The organism is Desulfosalsimonas sp., from assembly GCF_046483245.1.
GTDB lineage: Bacteria > Desulfobacterota > Desulfobacteria > Desulfobacterales > Desulfosalsimonadaceae > Desulfosalsimonas.
Map to the genome: position 1 here is coordinate 1 of NZ_JAWODO010000046.1, position 19,301 is coordinate 19,301.

General features: G+C 55.3%; 14 protein-coding genes. 8 read left to right on the plus strand and 6 right to left on the minus strand.

Annotated elements, in window-relative coordinates; translation table 11 throughout:
* Nucleotides 1-52: 52 nt before the first annotated feature.
* Nucleotides 53-700, minus strand: coding sequence for a dTMP kinase (tmk, locus tag R6U41_RS04685; RefSeq protein WP_410268678.1), 648 nt, complete (start codon nt 698-700; stop codon nt 53-55).
* Between the two features lie 21 nt (nt 701-721).
* Nucleotides 722-1,678 carry a 3'-5' exoribonuclease YhaM family protein gene (locus R6U41_RS04690; protein ID WP_410268679.1) on the minus strand — a complete coding sequence of 319 codons (957 nt, stop codon included), beginning with the start codon at nt 1,676-1,678 and terminating at the stop codon, nt 722-724.
* A 251-nt stretch (nt 1,679-1,929) separates the two neighbouring features.
* Here R6U41_RS04690 and R6U41_RS04695 point away from each other — a divergent pair, with 251 nt between their 5' ends.
* From R6U41_RS04695 to R6U41_RS04725, 7 genes are all read left to right on the plus strand, one after another.
* Nucleotides 1,930-4,140: an LPS-assembly protein LptD gene (locus tag R6U41_RS04695; protein WP_410268680.1), complete on the plus strand. Its 2,211-nt coding sequence runs from the start codon at nt 1,930-1,932 to the stop codon at nt 4,138-4,140.
* Between the two features lie 127 nt (nt 4,141-4,267).
* Nucleotides 4,268-4,549, plus strand: a complete 282-nt coding sequence (locus R6U41_RS04700) for an HU family DNA-binding protein (protein ID WP_181550411.1) — start codon at nt 4,268-4,270, stop codon at nt 4,547-4,549.
* A 12-nt stretch (nt 4,550-4,561) separates the two neighbouring features.
* Entirely contained in the window at nt 4,562-5,599 is a 1,038-nt protein-coding gene (holB, locus tag R6U41_RS04705; RefSeq protein ID WP_410268681.1) for a DNA polymerase III subunit delta', read from the plus strand.
* Between the two features lie 23 nt (nt 5,600-5,622).
* Entirely contained in the window at nt 5,623-6,363 is a 741-nt protein-coding gene (locus R6U41_RS04710; protein ID WP_410268682.1) for a stage 0 sporulation family protein, read from the plus strand.
* 4 nt (nt 6,364-6,367) lie between these two features.
* Nucleotides 6,368-8,302 carry a methionine--tRNA ligase gene (gene metG, locus R6U41_RS04715; protein WP_410268683.1) on the plus strand — a complete coding sequence of 645 codons (1,935 nt, stop codon included), beginning with the start codon at nt 6,368-6,370 and terminating at the stop codon, nt 8,300-8,302.
* Between the two features lie 16 nt (nt 8,303-8,318).
* Nucleotides 8,319-9,701: a penicillin-binding transpeptidase domain-containing protein gene (locus tag R6U41_RS04720; protein ID WP_410268684.1), complete on the plus strand. Its 1,383-nt coding sequence runs from the start codon at nt 8,319-8,321 to the stop codon at nt 9,699-9,701.
* Entirely contained in the window at nt 9,688-13,440 is a 3,753-nt protein-coding gene (locus R6U41_RS04725) for an SIS domain-containing protein (protein ID WP_410268685.1), read from the plus strand. The genes R6U41_RS04720 and R6U41_RS04725 overlap by 14 nt, the downstream gene beginning before the upstream one ends.
* 12 nt (nt 13,441-13,452) lie before the next feature.
* On the opposite strand, the gene corA is transcribed toward R6U41_RS04725, so the two are convergent.
* Complete coding sequence (corA, locus tag R6U41_RS04730) at nt 13,453-14,511, minus strand: magnesium/cobalt transporter CorA (RefSeq protein ID WP_410268686.1); 1,059 nt, start codon at nt 14,509-14,511, stop codon at nt 13,453-13,455.
* 192 nt (nt 14,512-14,703) lie between these two features.
* On the opposite strand from corA, the gene R6U41_RS04735 reads away from it, so the two are divergent.
* Nucleotides 14,704-16,431: a YcaO-like family protein gene (locus R6U41_RS04735; RefSeq protein ID WP_410268687.1), complete on the plus strand. Its 1,728-nt coding sequence runs from the start codon at nt 14,704-14,706 to the stop codon at nt 16,429-16,431.
* On the opposite strand, the gene R6U41_RS04740 is transcribed toward R6U41_RS04735, so the two are convergent.
* From R6U41_RS04740 to R6U41_RS04750, 3 genes are read right to left on the minus strand one after another with little or no spacing between them, the layout of a single operon-like run.
* On the minus strand, nt 16,421-17,239 hold the full coding sequence (locus R6U41_RS04740; RefSeq protein ID WP_410268688.1) for an ABC transporter ATP-binding protein: 819 nt from the start codon (nt 17,237-17,239) through the stop codon (nt 16,421-16,423). The genes R6U41_RS04735 and R6U41_RS04740 overlap by 11 nt on opposite strands.
* Nucleotides 17,236-18,234, minus strand: a complete 999-nt coding sequence (locus R6U41_RS04745; RefSeq protein ID WP_410268689.1) for a FecCD family ABC transporter permease — start codon at nt 18,232-18,234, stop codon at nt 17,236-17,238. Before R6U41_RS04745 ends, R6U41_RS04740 begins: the two co-directional genes overlap by 4 nt.
* A complete protein-coding gene (locus R6U41_RS04750) occupies nt 18,231-19,160 on the minus strand; it encodes an ABC transporter substrate-binding protein (protein ID WP_410268690.1) in 930 nt (309 codons plus the stop codon). Before R6U41_RS04750 ends, R6U41_RS04745 begins: the two co-directional genes overlap by 4 nt.
* Nucleotides 19,161-19,301 lie beyond the last annotated feature (141 nt).

A 19,301-nucleotide genomic window follows, 5' to 3' on the forward strand; every position in this document is an offset into this window, starting at 1 on the left:
GAATAATGCATGTGCTTGGGTCCTTATGGCACGCTTGCCGGCTGTGGGCAAATCATGGCTGAAAATCGGCTGCAAGCCGGAGCGCAAGTTGTTCAATGATTGCCGCCCGCACCTGGTCCCGGGCTGCATCTGCTGAGACCACCCGGATGCGTTCGGGATTTTCGCGCGCCAGGTCCAGATACCCCTGGCGGACTTTTTCGTGGAACCGGATGGTTTCCATCTCAAACCGGGTTTCCTGCGCATGGCGGTCCCCGGATTGGATCTGCCGCCATGCCCGGGATAATCCGACTTCGGCCGGAAGATCAAGCAAAAAAGTCAGATCCGGCGCAACACCGCCCAAAACCAGTTCATTCAAGCCCCGGACAACTTCTGCGGAAATCCCGCGGGCAGCGCTCTGGTAAGCAACGGTTGAGTCACAGAAGCGGTCGCAGATCACGATGCTGCCCCGCTGCAATGCCGGCCGGATCACTCGGCTGACGTGCTGGGCCCGGTCCGCCTCGTAAAGCATTAATTCGGCCATGGGATCCAGGCCGGCATTTCCCGGCGACAGCAATATGGCCCGGATTTGCCGGCCCGCCTCCGTGCCTCCCGGCTCCCGGGTAACCACGCAATGGTGTCTCCTGTCCTCAAGATACGCCACAATGGCGGGAATCAGGGTGGACTTGCCGGATCCTTCAATGCCTTCCAATGTAATCAGCATAAATTGTGCAACAACACTTTCTCAGCCAGTGGTTTCCGGGCCGCCCCTGTAGAAAAACCGCTCCAGGGGTTTGTGATAGCCCGTCCATTCGGCGCCTGCATCCTGACTTTCCATAAATTCCCGGATGCCGTTAATCTTGGCGTCGATCTCGTCAAGATAATTGAGCAATACGGCTTCAAGGGTTTTGGGCGGTTCCGGGGAACCCAGTTCCCGGCTGCCGTGATGGCTGACCATCATGTGCCGCAGCAGAAGCGCCGTTTTTTGGGGAAAATCCGGAATCTGCCGGATTTTTTCTTCAAGCATCCCCACCCCGATGACAATATGGTTGACAAGCCGGCCTTCACTGGAATAATCAATGCTTGTGTCAAAAACAAATTCATTGATTTTGCCAATGTCATGCAGAATTGCACCGGTGATCAGCAGATCCCGGTCAATGCCGGAGTAATGACCGGCCACCCGGTCTGCGAGCAGGGACAGGGACAGGCTGTGCTCAAGCAGGCCGCCGATATAGGCATGATGCATTTTCTTTGCCGCCGGCGCCTTTTTAAATTGCGCAACAAAGCTGGCATCATTCCAGAAGGCATCGAGCAGTCCCCGCAGAACATCAGAGGAAACGGCTTGTCCGAGAGCTATGATCCGCTCAAGCATCTGTTCCGGGTTCCTCCGGGTGGCGGGCAGAAAGTCAGCCGGATCAGCACCGGTTTCAGCCGGCTCCAGCTCCTTGACCACCACCTGCAGCCCCCCCCGGTATTCGGAAACATTGCCCTGCACACGGACCACGTCACCGGCTGCAGCCGCATCAGCGATCTGCTCCACGTTGTCCCATACAACGCCCCGGACCCGGCCGGTCTTATCCGATAATGCAATACTCAGATACGGGGCCCCGTCTTTTTTGTGACTCAGCGTCTTTTCCGCCAGGACAAAGAGTTCGGTTACGGCCTGGCCGGATTTTAGCTGACTGACGAACCATTTTTTCATCAAATGCCTGTCACTTCTGAATTGGCGGGATTTTCTCCAGCTATTGGCTTGACATTTTTTATTTTTCGGTTTTTTATACTGGAATTTTACGTGTGCATCAAGGTATTATTCAAAAGCTCGGATCAGGCCGGACCACAACCCTTTGGCGGCGTCAGGCGCGGCCATCAGCGCAAATGTTGCAAATGCCCATGTCCCGATTTTTACGGAAACAAACCTGTCTGTGGATAGCCGCCATATGTGCAGCGGTGCTGATGACAAATGCCGCTGTCGCTCAGAAGATTTCCGACCCGGAGCTGACCAACGGCGGCTGGCAGATCTTTGCCGACCGGCTCACCTATGATCCGGAAACCCGTTTATACAAGGCCCTGGGCAACGTATTGATCATTCAGGGCCAAAAAGAACTGACAGCAGACTTTGCCACCCTTGACCAGGCTGCCAAAACGGCCAAAGCCGAAGGCAACGTGGTACTGGTATCCGGCGGTGACCGGATGTCCGGGCGGCGCCTGGAAATGAACATGTCTGACAACACCGGCACCCTTTATGACGGATTTGTGTTTATCCAGGAAAACCAGTTCCGCATCCGCGGTGATCGTATTGAAAAAACCGGCGAGTCCACCTACCGGATCCATGAAGCCTCTCTGACCACCTGCGAAGGCGATTCGCCGGACTGGCAGATCACCGGAAAGGAAGTGGACGTCACCCTGGAGGGCTACGGGTACGTCTCCCATGCGGCTTTCCGGGTTCGGCAAATGCCCATGCTGTATATGCCCTGGTTCATGTTTCCGGCCAAGACCGAACGGCAAAGCGGCCTGCTCCCGCCCCTTGCCACTTATTCCAGCCGCAACGGCATTGAATACACCCAGCCGTATTTCTGGGCCATATCCGATAACACGGATGCCACCTTTTATTACCAGCACCTCCAGGAGCGGGGTGAAAAACTGGGTGTGGAATATCGCTACATGCTCTCCCAGGACTCAAAAGGGATCCTGATGTTTGACGGGTTCGAAGACAGAAGAATCGATGACGGAAGCCGGGAAGCCACCGAGGACTGGGGGTATGATCACGACAACGCACCCCGGCCCAATGACGACAGATACTGGTTCCGCGCAAAGTTTGACCAGGAAATGCCCGGCGGGGCCATGGCCCGGCTGGATCTCGATGTGGTCAGCGACCAGGACTATCTGCGGGAGTTTTCCAGCGGATACATGGGCTATGATGCCGCAGAGGAGCATTTTTTTTCCGAGTTCGGGCGGGATCTCGACGATGAAAACAATCCTGTTCGCACCAACCGGTTAAACATCAACAAGATCTGGAACTATCATGTCGTCAACACGGACCTGGTATGGTATGATGACGTAATCAAGCGCCGGCAGAGCGATACCAATGATACCCTCCAGCGGCTTCCCCGGGTGGGATACAGCGCCCTGAAGCAGCCCCTGCTCGATGTCCCAGGCTTTTCCAATCAGATGCTGTTTGCCTCCATGGACAGCGAATACACCTATTTTTTTCGTGAAGACGGGCTGACCGGACACCGGATGGATCTCCACCCCCGAATCTATCTGCCTGTGCGCCTCTACGAGAGCTTTACCCTTGAGCCGTCACTGGGTTTCCGACAGACGGCCTGGTATGTTGACGGGGACCGGGAGGATTACACCGCAGGTGCAGACCGCTATAAGCACCGGGAAATGTATGATATCGGTGCTGAGCTCTCCACAGAGCTCAGCCGGGTGTTTTCTGTGGACAGCGAGAATGTGGAGAAGATCAAGCACCTGATCATCCCCTTGCTTTCCTACGAATATGTGCCCGAATCCGACCAGTCGGAATTTCCCTTTTTTGATGAAAACGATCGGTATCAACAGCAAAACCGCATGGCGCTTTCCCTTACCCAGTTTCTGACCTCCAGGAGCACGGTCAGCGGCCCGGAGGAAAAAGACGATGGGCCCGAACACCGCTACAATCAGTTTTTGCGTTTTTATATCGAGCAGGGTTATGATTTCAACCAGAGCCATGATCCCGACCTGGCCTTTGAGCCCCTGTTTGCGGAACTCGACTTTACCCCGGCATCCCCGGTTACCCTGCGCGCAGATGCCCAATGGAGCCATGAGGCAGACAAATTCATCTCCACCAACTTCTCTGTTCATTACCGCAGCAGCCGGGGAGACAGGCTTCACGCCGAATACCGCAACAACCGGGAATATGAATCCGAAGTGGCGTACCGCAACACCGATCAGCAGGCACGCGAAAGCCTGTATCTTGAAGTCGAAACCCCTGTAACCCGCAGACTGACCCTTCTGGCGGATTACGAGCGAAGCCTGGAAACAGACGAAAGCATTGAAACCGGCCTGGGTTTTCGCTGGCGGTCCCAGTGCTGGGCTCTGCAGGTCAGGTATGAAAAAGAGGGAGAGGACCATGACATCGCGTTTATGATTAACCTTTACGGGCTCGGGGATTTCGGGGATTGATGGCCCGGATATGTTACAAATGACAGTCTCCGGCCATGCGCTTTTGCTTAACCCCTTGACTTATTGAAAATTTATGTTTAATTAAGGGGAACAGTTTGCAACCGGAGATTTTTACACAGGAGGAAAAATGAATAAACTCGAAATGATATCCGCCCTTAAAAAGGAAGCTGATATTTCCAAATCCGAAGCTGCAAAAATTGTGCAGATTTTTTTCGACTCCATGGCCGATGCCCTGGTCAATGAAGAACGCATAGAAATCCGCGGCCTTTGCAGTTTTTTTGTGAAAAACTACAAGAGTTATACCGGCAGAAACCCCAAAACCGGGGAAAAAGTCCAGATTCGTCCCAAAAAGCTGCCTTTTTTCAAGTGCGGCAAGGAACTTCGGGAACGCGTGAATGAAAAGGCGTAAACGGCGAATGTTGTGATTGGACTTGAAGACCTCATCGGGCAGAAGCGTCCGGTGCAGCTGCTGGCCAATGCCCTGCAAAACGATAAAATGCCCCATGCCTGGCTTTTTACCGGAGAAGACGGGGTGGGCAAAAAAACTGCCGCACTGGCCCTGGCAATGATCAGCAACTGCCAAAATCCGGATTTGACAGGCCTATCCGCACCTCAAACAGACGGACAAAGCTCTGTTTGCCCCCGGGCCTGCGGCAACTGCCGGTCATGTAAAAAAATCGCCGCAGGTGTGCATCCGGAGGTTCGGATGCTGGAGCCCTCGGGCCCCAATATCCGCATTGACCGGATCCGGTCCTTGTGTTCTGACCTGGCCCTGAAATCCGATGAACGCTCCTGCCGTTTTGTGATTATTGACCCGGCCAGCCGGATGAATGCCGAAGCAGCCAACGCTTTGCTCAAAATCCTGGAAGAGCCCCCGGAACACACGGTTTTTGTCCTTATTGCCGCAGATACCGGTGATCTGCTGCCCACCATTGTATCCAGGTGTCAGCATATCCGTTTTCACCCGATTGCCCCGGCTGAGCTGGAGACTTATCTTCGCGACGAATGCGGTATTGCCCCGCAGCAGGCCATGATCGTTGCCTCTCTGGCCCGGGGAAGCCTTGGCCGGGCCGTTGAAATGGCAGCCCAGGACTGGTCTGCGCGGCGAAATTTTTTCATCGGGCAGCTCAGGAAGCTGCCTGCGCAGCCCAGGGGCATTCGGCATGTGCTGGCTGAAATCATGGCCAAAGACAAGGACAGGATTGAGGCAAATCTTGAAATCATGAAAAACTGGTACAGGGATCTGGCGGTGGGTTCAGCTGCACCCGAGCTGCTCTACAACCGGGATCTTTCCGATCAGGTTTACAAAACCGGCTCCCGGATCTCCATGGATCAGATCCTTGAAAAAACCGATGCCATTGCCGCAGCGGAAAAAGCTCTGACCACAAACGCCAATGCCCGGCTGGTCATGGATGCGCTGGTCGAGGCGCTGGCTGCTCAGGGCGCCAAGACTTACTGACCAAAGGACTAAAGCTTTCGCTTATGAATACAGAAGAAACCAAATCCACACAAAAGCAGCCTGTTAAAATCGTCGGCATCCGTTTTAAGCCGGCGGGAAAAATCTATGATTTCAATTGCGGCGCTTATGTGCTAAAAACCGGCGACGATGTCATCGTGGAGACCGAGCACGGGCTGGGTTTCGGCACCGTGGCCACGGAACCCGAAAACCGGGATCCGGAAACCGTCAGGCAAAGCCTGAAAAAGGTGTATCGCCCGGCCACCCCGGAAGACCGGGACCAGCGGGAAAAAAACCGGGAAATCGAGGACCAGGCCTATGATTTTTGCCGGGAGTGCGTGGTCAGCCTGAATCTGCAGATGAACCTGTTTTCCGTTGAAAGCAATTTCGACAGCTCAAAACTCACTTTCTTTTTCACTGCAGACGGCCGGGTGGATTTCCGGAAACTGGTGAAAATGCTGGTCAAGGAATTCCGCACCAAAATTGAAATGCGCCAGGTGGGCATCCGAAACCAGGCCAAAATGTGCGGCGGTGTGGGTAGATGCGGAAGAATCCTGTGCTGCTCGGCGTTTATGACCCGGTTCGACCCGGTGACCATCAAAATGGCCAAAAAACAGGGGTTGTCCTTGAATCCAACCAAAATATCCGGTGTCTGCGGCCGGCTCATGTGCTGCCTGACCTTTGAAAACAATCTGTATTCCGGCAGCCAGAAGGCGCAGAACCCGAATTCGAACAAAGACAACCCAAAGCATTCGTCACAGGAATAACAACATGACATCGCATTTTTACATTACGACGCCCATATATTACGTCAATGCCAAGCCCCACCTGGGACATACCTATACCACAATAGCTGCTGACGTGGCCCGGCGCTTTCACCGCATGCAGGGCAAACAAACCTTTTTTCTCACCGGCACGGACGAACACGGCGATAAAATCGTCAAGGCAGCCGAGGCCGGAAACGAAGACCCCAAAACCTATGCGGACCGGATTTCCGGGTTGTTCACCGACCTCTGGCCGCAATTAAACATTCATCCCGATTACTTTATCCGAACCACGGATGCGGATCATATCGCCGTGGTTCAGCAGGTGCTGCAGAATATCTACGACAGCGGGGATATCTATTTCAGCGAGTATGAAGGCCTGTACTGCTTTGACTGTGAGCGGTTTTTCACAGAGCGGGAACTGGAGGACGGCAAGTGCCCGGATCACGGAAAGCCGCCCGTGCCCATCCGGGAGTCTAACTATTTTTTTAAAATGAGCCGGTATCAGCAGTGGCTCATTGACTACATTCACGAAAACCCGGATTTCATCGTACCGGAACGCTATAAAAACGAGGTGCTCGGCTTTCTTCGCGAACCCCTGGAAGACCTCTGCATTTCCCGGCCCAAGTCCAGGCTGACCTGGGGTATCACCCTGCCCTTTGACGACAATTACGTCACCTATGTATGGTTTGACGCCCTGATCAACTATATCAGCGCCCTGGGATACCCGGACGGCGAAAAGTTCAAAACCTTCTGGCCTCATGTGCGCCACGTGGTGGCCAAAGACATCTTAAAACCCCACGGCATTTACTGGCCTATTATGCTCAAGGCCGCAGGCATTGCTCCCTACCGGCACCTCTTTGTTCACGGCTACTGGAACGTGGATGAAAGCAAAATGTCAAAAAGCCTGGGCAACGTGGTGGATCCCGTTTATCTTAAAGACACTTACGGCGTGGATGCCATTCGCTATTTTCTTATGCGGGAAATGACCTTCGGGCTGGATTCCAGTTTTTCAGAAGCCGCCCTGATCCAGCGGATCAACTCGGATCTGGCAAACGATCTGGGCAACCTGTTTTCCCGGGTTCTGGCCATGTTTCACAAGTATTTCAAAGGCACTGTGCCGGAGTGGAACCCGGAAGCCGGTGAAATTTTGGGAACTAACCTTAAAGCCGGGGCAAAAATCGCCATTGACACCTTTTGCCGCAGCATGGAAAACCTGGATTTTCACAAGGGACTGGCTGCGGTGTGGGAATATATCGGGCAGATGAACAAGTTCGTGGACACCAGCGCTCCCTGGGAATTGGCCAAGCAGGACGACGGCCGCCCGCAGCTGCAGGAGGTGATCTGTCACCTGCTCGAAGGCCTCCGGGTGGTCGCAGGCTTGATCTATCCGGTGATGCCGGAAACAGCGGCGACCATGCACAAGCACCTGGGCCGGGACCCGGAGGCCAAACCCGGATTTTACCTGGTGGAAGAAATCTCAAGATGGGGTGTGATCGCGCCGCAAACCGTATTGCCCAAAGGCATATCCCTGTTTCCGCGCCTGGATGCCGCAACCATACTCAACCGACCTGCCCGGGACCCGGCACCTGAAAAAAAGAAATTTGAGCCCATGGCCCCGCAAATCGGAATTGAAGAGTTTGCCAGGGTGGATCTGCGTGCCGCCAGAGTGATTTCAGCAGAAAAAGTCGCCAAAGCCGACAAGCTGCTGAAGCTGGAAGTGGACATCGGCCATGAGACCCGCACCGTGGTGGCCGGCATTGCCAAGCTCTATGCACCGGAAGACCTGGTGGGCAAAACTGTTATTCTGGTGGCCAACCTGAAACCCGCAAAACTCATGGGCATCCGCTCCGAGGGAATGGTGCTTGCGGCAGTGGATCAGCAGGACGGATCTGTAGCCGTTATTGACCGCCCGGTTCCGCCGGGAACCCGTCTGAAATAAGGCGCATCTGTATAAAATGGATGCTTTTCGCAAGCGCAAAACCATCAACAGCCGGACAAAATTCCACAATTCCGCCTGGCGCAAATACCAGTTCCGCCTGAGGCAAAAATCGGCAGCAAGGCAAGCCCTCAGGCGGCTGCCGGCATATCTGCTGATTTTCTTCATCGGGCTGGGGTTGATCAAGGGCGGATTTTTCGTGGCCGACTGGTTTCAAAACCGGCCACGGCCGCGGCAGGCCGCTGTTGAACCGGAACTCGAGCGCATCACCAGCGATCAGGTCCGGAATCTCCTGGACCGGAGCGATCTGCTCAATCCCGTTACACCCGTGTTTTCCAAAAAACTGGCCGGCCAGGACTGCGCCCTTCATACCACTCTGGACAAAGACCTGCAGAAAGCCGTGCTGTCCATGATGGATCCCAAATATGCCCGGCAGATCGGTATTGTGGTCATGGACGCCCGGAGCGGAAAAATCCTGGCCATGGCCTCTCATGACCGGAATAATCCGGATGCCAATAACTGCTTAAACGCCTCGTTTCCTGCAGCCAGCCTGTTTAAGATCGTGAGTGCCGCAGCCGCAATCGATGACAGCGACTTGACCCCGGAGAGCCGCATGAGCTTTAACGGCGGCAAATACACCCTGTATCGCTCCCAGCTGGCCGACACCAAAAACAAATATACCAACTACGTCACCCTGGAAAAAGCCTTTGCCGAATCCATCAATCCGGTTTTCGGCAAAATCGGGCAAAACTACCTGGACAAGGCCCGCCTGGAGAAATATGCCCAAGCCTTTTGGTTTAACCGTGAAATGGATTTTGACCTTCCCGTGGATGTCAGCGTTGCATCCGTATCAGAAAAGCCTTATAATTGGGCGGAGATTGCCTGTGGGTTCAACAAAACCACGCAAATCTCCGCTTTGCATGCGGCAATGCTGTCAGCAGCAGTTGTGCACAACGGGGCCATGATGCGGCCTTATTTTGTTGAACGCACCGTGTTAAACGATCGTGTTGTTTTCCGCCAGGACAGAAAAATGCTTGTCAGATCCATCCATCCGGAAACCGCCCGGCAGATGCAGTCCATGATGAATACCGCCGTAACCCGGGGTACGGCCCGGGGCAGCTTCCGGGGCAGACAGGCAACTGCGATTTTCAAGGAATTTGATGTGGGTGGCAAAACCGGTTCCATCAACGACAACCCGGCCAAGGTCAAATTTGACTTGTTTACCGGATATGCCAGGCACCGCAAAACCGGAAACGCCATTGCAGCCGGGGTGATCGTTGCCCACAAGAACTATATCGGTGTGCGAGCGGCTGAATATTTCCGCAGAATCGTTTACGAATATATGCAACAACCCCTAAACCAGGCCAAGGCACCACAGGACGCTGTAAATGATGACACCTAACGCCCATTGCATGAAAACTTTTTTGCAGTCTTTGCTCAAAAAGACCGCAGAAGTGATCCCCCAAATCCGCATCGGCACAATCCCGCAAAAGCAGGTCAGCCACAACACCCTCATTATTTTCCCTCTTTTGTCCAACCGTCTTTGCTGCGGCCTGACCGGCATTGTGGCTTTTCAGCGGGCTGACACCGATGCTTTGCCCGCGGACATAATTTCGGAATTGGAAAATGCTGCCGCCCAAATGGCGCAGACGGGTTTTTCCGCAAACAGCCCTGAACCCGGCCGGATTGATGCCGCCTATCTGGGGGGAGCCGATACCGTGGGCATGCTTTATTCGAAAATCCGGGAACTCAAGCAGACAGACAATTTTTATTGGTTATTTGCCGATGCCAATGCCTGCAGCCGCCTTTCAGCTCTGCTGAAAAACCTGGAGGATCTGGCCCGGAAGGAACTTCAGGGCCGGGAACAGGCCATGGGGCGCCTTGCGCCGGATATCTTTGACACTGTCTCGACCCGTATTGAGACCCTGCGGGATGCCATATGGAGCCTGAAAACCGAACTGCTGGACAACATGGAAAAAATCCGTGTTATGACCCCCGGCATAACGGAACTTGCCCGGGGCGGCCTGGCTGCGGCCCAGCAGATCAACTCGGTGTTAAACAGCATTGACAGGCTCGAGGTGCGCGGCCGGGATTCGGCAGGATTGTCTTTGATGTTTATCCTGGACGAAGCCGCCTATTTTGACCTTGAAAGTCGCATTAATGCGGCCGGGCATGCCGAGGAATTTGCCCGGCGCACCAACAAAGGCCTGCTGCTGCACAAATGCATATCCGTCAGGCATTTAAAAGACGATCCGTCTGACCGGCGAGTCTCCATTGCCCTGACCTACAAGGTGGCCGCTGAAATCGGCCGCCTGGGCGACAACATTGCCTATATCCGGGATGAACTGGCAGCCGATCCCGTGCTCCAGTCCCTGCTGATCCAGCCTCACCGGCGGTTTAACGTCTCTGCCCATACCCGGTGGGCCTCTGTGGGCGAGGTCAACGAACCCAACTGCCACCCCATGGATGCACAGACCCAAACCACCTTGATCGAGGAAACCGGAATCATTCATGTGAGCTTAAACGGCGACATTGATAACTACCAGGCCCTGCAGAAATCCCACGAGGCCGCAGGCATGGCCTATCCCCACGAAATTACCTGTGATACCAAAATCATCCCGGTCCATATTGCCGGATATCTCAAAAAAGGCCATGACATCGCAGAAGCCTTCCGCCTGGCGGTCAATGATTTTGAAGGATCCCATGCCATCTGCATGCAGTCGGACCTGGCCCCGGGAAAATTGTTTCTGGCGCTGAAGGGAAGCGGCCAGGCCGTGTTTGTCGGGCTGGGCCCGGATTTCTACATTCCCACTTCCGAGGTTTACGGATTTGCCGAGGAAACCCCCTATTTTCTGAAAATGGACGGCGAGGCGGTGCTTAAAGACAGCCAGGGCAGGCTTGTCTCCGGCCAGATCTTTGTGATTGACCCGGACAGCCAAGGCGGATTGTCCGGGGTCACAGCCATGTTCTACAACGGCGCCCCTATTGAGCTCACAGATGCCGACATCCGCAAAACCCTGCTCACCTCCCGGGATATCGACCGCCAGGATTTTGACCATTACTTTTTAAAAGAAATCTCGGAGTCACCGGCATCAGTGCGCCGGACCCTGGAAAACCGCTGGAAAATCATCAATACAGACGGTCGGCGATACGAAATCACCCTGGATGAAACCACCATACCACAGGCTCTGCTTGACAGAATCACCGGTGGCCGGATCCGGCAGATCCTGTTTATCGGCCAAGGAACCGCGGGTGTGGCGGCTTCGGCATGCGCCAATCTCATGCGCTATTACCTGGATGAACCGGCCATGCGCATAGAAGCCCTCAAATCATCGGAACTCTCCGGATTTGTTCTAAAGGAATCCGACGGCCGGGATCTGTCCGACACCCTGCTGGTGGCCATCAGCCAGTCGGGCACCACCACTGACACAAACCGGGCCGTGGACATGGTGCGCAAAAAGGGCGCATCATCGGTGTGTATTGTCAACCGCAGGGATTCGGACCTGACATTTAAAACCGACGGGGTGCTCTACACCAGCTCGGGCAGGGACATTGAAATGTCTGTGGCCTCCACCAAGGCCTTTTACTCCCAGATCATTGCCGGGGCCGTGCTGGCCTTATACATTGCCCAGACCACAGGCCGCCGCAGCCACGCGTTTGTCTCAAACGAGGTCCGGCAGATGATCCAGCTGCCGGATATCATGGAGCAGGTGCTTTCTATGAAGGAGCAGATCCGGGTATCGGCCAATCGCCTGGCATTGCAGCGCACCTACTGGGCCACCGTGGGCAGCGGCCCGAATAAGGCTGCGGCAGACGAAATCCGGATCAAGTTAAGCGAGCTTTGCTACAAGACCATTTCATCGGATTTCGTGGAAGACAAAAAACACATCGACCTGTCCTCAGAGCCGCTGATCATCGTGTGTGCAGCAGGCACCCGCAGAAGTGTGATCGGCGACATCGTCAAGGACACGGCCATTTTCCGGTCCCACAAGGCCCTTCCCGTGGTCATTGCGGATGCCAATGAATACAGGTTTGACGCCTATGCAGAAGACGTATTCCGGGTGCCCGCGGTAAGCGAGCATTTCGCCCCCATTGTCAACACCCTGGTGGGACACATGTGGGGATATTACGCGGCCCTGACCATAAACGAGGGCTCGCACTTTCTGCACCTGTTCCGCGAGGAACTCAGGGAAACCATCAAGGCCTATGCCGAGCAGAATCTCGATATTTACGAAATCGCCCTGGAAAAACCTTTCCGGGAAAAAATCCTGCGCTTTTACAACGCATTCCGAAAGCGCCAGGCGGAAAACGGGCTGGCTCCGACCATGGGTATCAACGGCTCCACCAACCTGGTGCTGCTGCTCAAATACCTCTCCGGCCGGCTGCCTGTGGCCGATTTTGAGCTGGACTTTGGGGTCAAGGGCACAGCGCGCAACATTTTTGACCTTTTGTTTGCCTCCCTTGCAGAGGCCATCAACACCATGGCCCGGCCGGTGGATGCCATCAAGCACCAGGCCAAAACCGTGACCGTGGGCACCAGCCGCATCGAGGAAAAGGCAGAGGGGCTGCTGTTTGACATGATGCACCAGCTGGACTTTACCATCGAGCACCTGACGTTAAACAACATTCTTGTGATTAAAAATATGCAGCAGATCCTGGATCACATCAAGGGCTGGACCCTGTACCGGATTTCCGGGGTCAATCTGATGGGCGAACCCACCGAAGAAACCACCATCGAAGTCATTGACAAACAGGGCAGTTCCGCCGCCATTGCCTCCCGGGCCGAAGAAGACCGCACCCTGAAAGGCACCAAGCGCATCATCGTGCGCGAGGGCAATGTATACATGGGCAAAGGCAGAAAAGACGACAGAAGCATCCTCGTCATTCCGCTGATCTCAGGAGATCCCTCCCGGCCCAACATGGTGGAGCACCTGCTTTTGCTCGACGTGGCCTTCCGCCCGGCCGTGGACCTTGCCGCCAAGGTCAAGGCCCTGGGCGGCAAGCATGAGCATATCAAAAACATTGTCCAGGAAAACAATATTGTCTGGAACGATGAACTGCTGGAGCAGGTGCCCATGGATGAGCTGTTTGGCCGGTCTGCGGAAAAAATCGCTGAACAGATCGTGGAAACAGTCTCCTGAAGCCGTCAGGATTTATAGCCATTTTCTGCGCTTAAACCAGATCAAAAGCCCGGCGAAAATTCCGAGAAACATCGCCCACAGCACCGGGTAGGCCCAGGGCCGGGACAATTCGGGCATGTATTCGAAATTCATTCCGTAGACCCCGGCAATAAAGGTCAGGGGAATAAAAATGGTGGCAATCACGGTGAGCACCTTCATGACCTCGTTCATCCTGTTGCTCACCGTTGTCAGGTAGATATCGAGCACACCGGAGAGAATATCGCGATGGGTTTCCACGGTGTCTGAGACGTGGATGGCGTGATCATAGACATCACGCAGATAGACGCGCACATCATCGCTGATCAGATCCGTGTCATCCCGCAGCAGGTTATGGATGATCTCGCGCACCGGCCAGACCGCCTTTTTTAAAAAAATAATCCGACTGCGGCTTTGATGAATGGCCTGGACAATTTCCTCTCCCGGGTCTTCTATCACCTCGTCCTGGAGATCTTCGATCTGCTCTCCGATTTGTTCCATGATCAGAAAATATTGATCCACGATCATGTCCATCAGGGCATATGCCAGGTAATCTGCGCCCAGCTTCCGGATCCGGCCCTTACCCTTGCGGATCCGCTCCCGGACCGGGTCAAACACATCCCCTGGCTTTTCCTGCAAAGAGATGACCAGGCCGGGCCGAACCACAAGGCTGACCTGCTCATGATCCAGCCGCTTTTGACCGGGGTCATAACCGATCATCTTCAGAATCGCAAACAAATAGGTGTCATAATCGTCGAGCTTGGGCCGGCCCTCGGTGTTTAGCATGTCTTCGAGCACCAAGGGATGCAGGCCAAACATCTGTCCCAGCCGGGCGATCAGGTCCGGGTCATGAACCCCGGAGATATTGATCCAGGTGACGCTGTCTTCTGAAACCGCATGAGTGCAGTCTTCTAAAGCTGCATCCGCTGTTTCGGTATACCGGTCCCGGCTGTATTGGATTATGGAAACATGGATATCCGCAGTCCCCTCATCGCCCACGTAAACCAGCGAACCCGGAGCCATGCCAATTTTCGTGCTGACTTTCTCAGATGCCATCAGGCTGCGCCCCCCTTTGGGCAATTGTCTGCAATCAGGTAAAATTCAGTCTGAAAACTGTTCAATGAAGAATATACGGAAAACCAAATTCCTGTCAACGGGGGTTTTACACACACAAAGCTTGACGATATGCGCCGGCTCGCATATGGTAAGTTGCTTTTATTGATTTCAAACCGGAGGGTGATATTAGAAATGGATCCGAAATGGACACTCAAGGACGCATATAAAACATTTACCGCAGATCAGGACAAAATTACCGACCCGCAGGAAACCGTGACAAAGGTCAGGCGACGATTTGCCGAACAGAACCTGGCTGTGCTGGCCAAAACCGCGCGCATTGACACCGGCAGGCTGGATATTCCGGTTTATGTTTCCGTGTGCGGCCCGGATGCCCGGGCCCTGACCGGCACGGCCAAGCAGATGGGAAAAGGCGCCACCCCGGCCCAGGCAGAGGCCAGCGCGGTCATGGAACTGGTGGAGCGGTTCAGCTTTTACAGTTTTGCTGCAGACCCAGCCAATTTCGTGGAAGCCACCCGGCCGGAAATGGGCGCATCCGCCCTGCCCTTTGAGGCCATTGCCGCATCTGTCCATGATGACTCAGAAGACCTGGAAGCCGCGGCCCGGGTATTTGACACTCTTCCCTTTAAATGGGCTATGGGGGCCAATCTCACCCGCGGCCATGACGTGCGGGTTCCATTTGAATGGTTTTTTGCCATCAACGAATTCAACGGCACATCTGCGGGCAACTGTCTGGAAGAAGCCCTTTGTCAGGGAATCTGTGAAATCGTGGAGCGCCACGTATCCGATAGGGTCTGCCGGGAACAGATATCCCTGCCCGGCATTGACCCGGCATCGGCAACAGACCCTATGGTGCGGGAAATGCTGGAAAAATACGAAAAAAACGGAATCCGGGTGTTTTTGTCGGATTTTTCCCTGGACACGGGCATTGCCACGGTCGGGGCCCTGGCCTTTGATCCGGAAACTTTTCCGCACCAAAGCGAGATCGTCTGGACCGCCGGCACAGCCCCGGATCCGGAAAAGGCCCTGTCGCGCGCCCTGGCTGAAACCGCCCAGCTGGCCGGTGATTTTCACACCGGATCCAATTACGTGGCCAGCGGACTGCCCAAGCCGGCCGGCCCGGAAGATGTCGCCCATATTACTGAGCCCGGCATGATAAAGAAAATCACGGACCTGCCGGATATCTCAGACAGCAATATCCGCAGCGAGGTCCGGCGCTGCATTGCCGCCCTAAAGCAGCAGAACCTGGATGTCATCACCATGGACACCACCCACCCCGGTCTCGGGGTATGCGCTTTGTACACGGTGGTTCCCGGAGCGCGCTTCAGGGAGCGGGCTGCCGCCGGAAGTGTGGGCATGTTCTGCGCCCGGCTGATCACGGAAAAATTTGATCCGCAAGAGGTCGCACAACGGCTGGCGCAGATGGACGCCATGATGCCGGGCAAATATTACGTGCAATTTTATTTGGGAAAAACCCGCATGGAACTCGGAGAAACCCGGGCCGCCATAGCGCTTTTTCAATCCGCCCTGGACCTTGGTCCTCATGCCCAGGATGTTGCCAGCATCTATTCCTACATGGGCCAGGCCTGGAAAGCGGCGGGCGACTATGACAAGGCCCTGCAAAGCGCGGAAAAAGGGCTTGAGTGGGACCATGAGCGCACCGATTTGCTCAACCTGGCCGGATTCTGCCATTTTAAGAAAAAAGACCATGAGGCTGCGGTTGACAATTTTTCCCGGGTGATTGCACTTAACCCGGCATCGGGCATCGATCATGCCAATCTGGCGGTCAACTACAGGGAAATGGGGGAAACAGAGGCGGCAGTGCGGTTTTTCCGGATTGCCCTGGACCTGGACCCTTCTCTGGAGTTTGCCCGCCAGCACCTGGAAGCGCTCAGGAAATAAGGGTTTTGAGATCCTCCCGGATATAGCGGCCCGGCACAGGGGTCACCCGGGGCATGGGGCCAAGGGGGCTTTGATCCACAAGCAGGGGACACCCATAAGCCGCTTCCAGGGTCTCATAGGTCAGCACCTGGTCCGGGGGGCCCCATTGGATCATTTTTCCCTGGTGCAAAAGCATCAGGGTGTCGGCATACATGGCCGCCAGATTCACGTCATGGGAAACCATGACCACGGTAATGCTTTTTTCATTGCGCATCTTTTCCATCAGGTCCATGACCCGGAGCTGGTGGGAGATGTCCAGGGCGGCGGTGGGCTCGTCGAGCAAAATCAGTTCCGGCTCCTGGCAGATGGCCCTGGCGATAAAAACCCGCTGGCGCTCGCCGCCGCTTAGCTGGTCCATTCGCCGGTCTGCCAGACGGGCAACCCCGGTAAAATCCATGGCCTGATCAGCCAGGGCGTGATCCCTGGAAGATTCCAGACCGAATGTGCCCAGATGCGGACTGCGGCCGAACAATACCACGTCCCGGACCCGGAATGGAAAATCCAGGGGCACCTGCTGGGGCACAAATGCCATGCGCCGGGCAAGATCCCTTCTGCCGTAACTTTTAAGCCTGCGACCCAGGATCTGCAACCGGCCGGACACGGGCCTGAGCAGGCCGGCCATGATTTTCATCAGGGTGGTTTTGCCGGACCCGTTCGGGCCGATGAGGATAAAGCATTCGCCTGTTTTGACATCAAAGGAGACATCTTCGAGAACGGGTTGATCCGCATATGCTGCAGACACGCCTGTAACCGACACAGCCGGGTTCATGCGCTGCTCCTTCTCAGCAGGAAAATAAAAACAGGTGCGCCGATCATGGCGGTAATCACCCCGGCGGGCATTTCCCCCTGCCTGGGCAAAACGCGAGCCAGCAGGTCACAGAGCACCAGGTAGGCCGCTCCGCCGAAAATACAGGCCGGAGTCAGGACCCGGTGGTCCGAGCCCAGCACCAGCCGCAGCAGGTGTGGGATCACCAAGCCTACAAATGCGATCAGCCCGCACTGAAACACTGTTGCGCTGACCATAAACGATGTGAGCACCAGCAGGCTGACACTCACCAGCCGGACATTGACCCCCATGGACTGGGCCATTTCCCTTCCCATCAGCAGCAGGTTCATCTTGTGCGACAGCCAGAAAATGGCGACAAAACAGGGCAGCACCATCATGGCCAGAAGGCGGGCTTCGGCCATGCCCCCCGAGGACAAGTCCCCCATAAGCCAGAACATGATGTTCTGCAGCCGGGCATCCCTGGCAAGGGACAGCAGAAACATGATGCCGGCGGAACAAAACGCATTGACCATGACCCCGGATAGCAGGAGGGATTCTTTTTTGGCCGTGGTCTGCCCGGAGGCAATACCCAAAACCAGAAACAGGGTGGCCATACCCCCGGCAAACGCCAGCATGCCCACCCCCGGAAACCGGGCCAGGCCCAGAAGGATGCCGATGATCGCACCAATGGCCGAACCACCGGAGATTCCAAGGATATAGGGCTCTGCCAGGGGATTTCGCAAAAGCGCCTGGAAAACCAAGCCGCCAAGGGAAAGGGATGCGCCCACAAGGGCGGCCAGAAGCACCCGCGGAAACCGGATTTCCCAGATAATCGAATGCATCAGGCTTTCATCCCGGAAAAAATCCCGGATGGCCCGGACAACGTCTGCCACCCCGGCTCCGGAAGAGCCCATGGTCAGGCCCAGAAATCCGGCTGCCGCCAAAAGCGCAGCAAGAATCGCCGAGACCAGAAAAATTCGCTTGACCACGGCCGTCATCTCGCGCTGTCCCCTTCAGGGTCAAACAGTTGCGGATGGATGAGCCGGACCAGTTCTTCAAGTCCCCTGATCAGCCGGGGCGAGGGGCGGTCGTAAAGATTGGAGTTTACCAGGTGAATGCGGTCTTCGGCCACCGCGGGCAGGTCCTCCCATTGCCGCCACTGCTGCAGCACCCGGTCAAAAACCTTCTGTCTATCCATGGAGGTGACAATGATAACCTCCGGGGCAAGGGCCAGCACATCCTCCACTGAATACCGCGGATATCCGGGATGGCCGCCGGCCAGGTTGCGGCCGCCGGCCTTTTGGATCAATTCGTTGATAAAGGTGTTGGACCCGGCCGAAACAATGGGATCCACGCCAATCTGAAAAAACACCCCGGGGCGGTCGGATACGCTGTCCACCTTTTTGCTCACCGCGGCCATGCGCTGATCCATGTCCGAGACCACCTCCCCGGCCCGCTGCTCTGCCCCAAGGATTGTACCGATGTCGGTTATGGTCTGCATCACCGAGTCCAGGTCCCTGGGATTGACCGCATACACGGCAATGCCCATTTCCTCCAGGCGCCGGATGATGCTCAATGGATTGCCGTCCTTGATGGCAATGCACAGATCCGGCTTTAGGGACACGATTTTTTCCAGATCCAGATAAACATATGACCCCACAGACGGCAACTCCCCGGCCTCTGCGGGATAATCGCTGTACTGGGTTGCACCCACCAGGCGCTGCTGGCTGTTTAAGGAATAGACAATCTCCGTAATACTCGGCGCCAGGCTTACCACTCGCTGCGGATCATGGGGCACCTGGACCTTGCGGCCGGTGTGATCCATGACCATCTCTGCATGCACAAACCCTGCGCCAAGCAAAAAAAATAAAAAAATCAGCGTTGGAATTTTCCGACCGACCGGCTTTGTTTTGTCATTGACCATTTTTGGCCTCTTCTATACGATTCATGATCATGCGCGCCGGGTTCAGCCCGGTTTCGCTGATTTCCAACACCATATTTTCTCCATCTGTCTGCACCATGTGCACCGGCCATTGAAAGCCGGCCTTGGGGATCAAAACTGAAA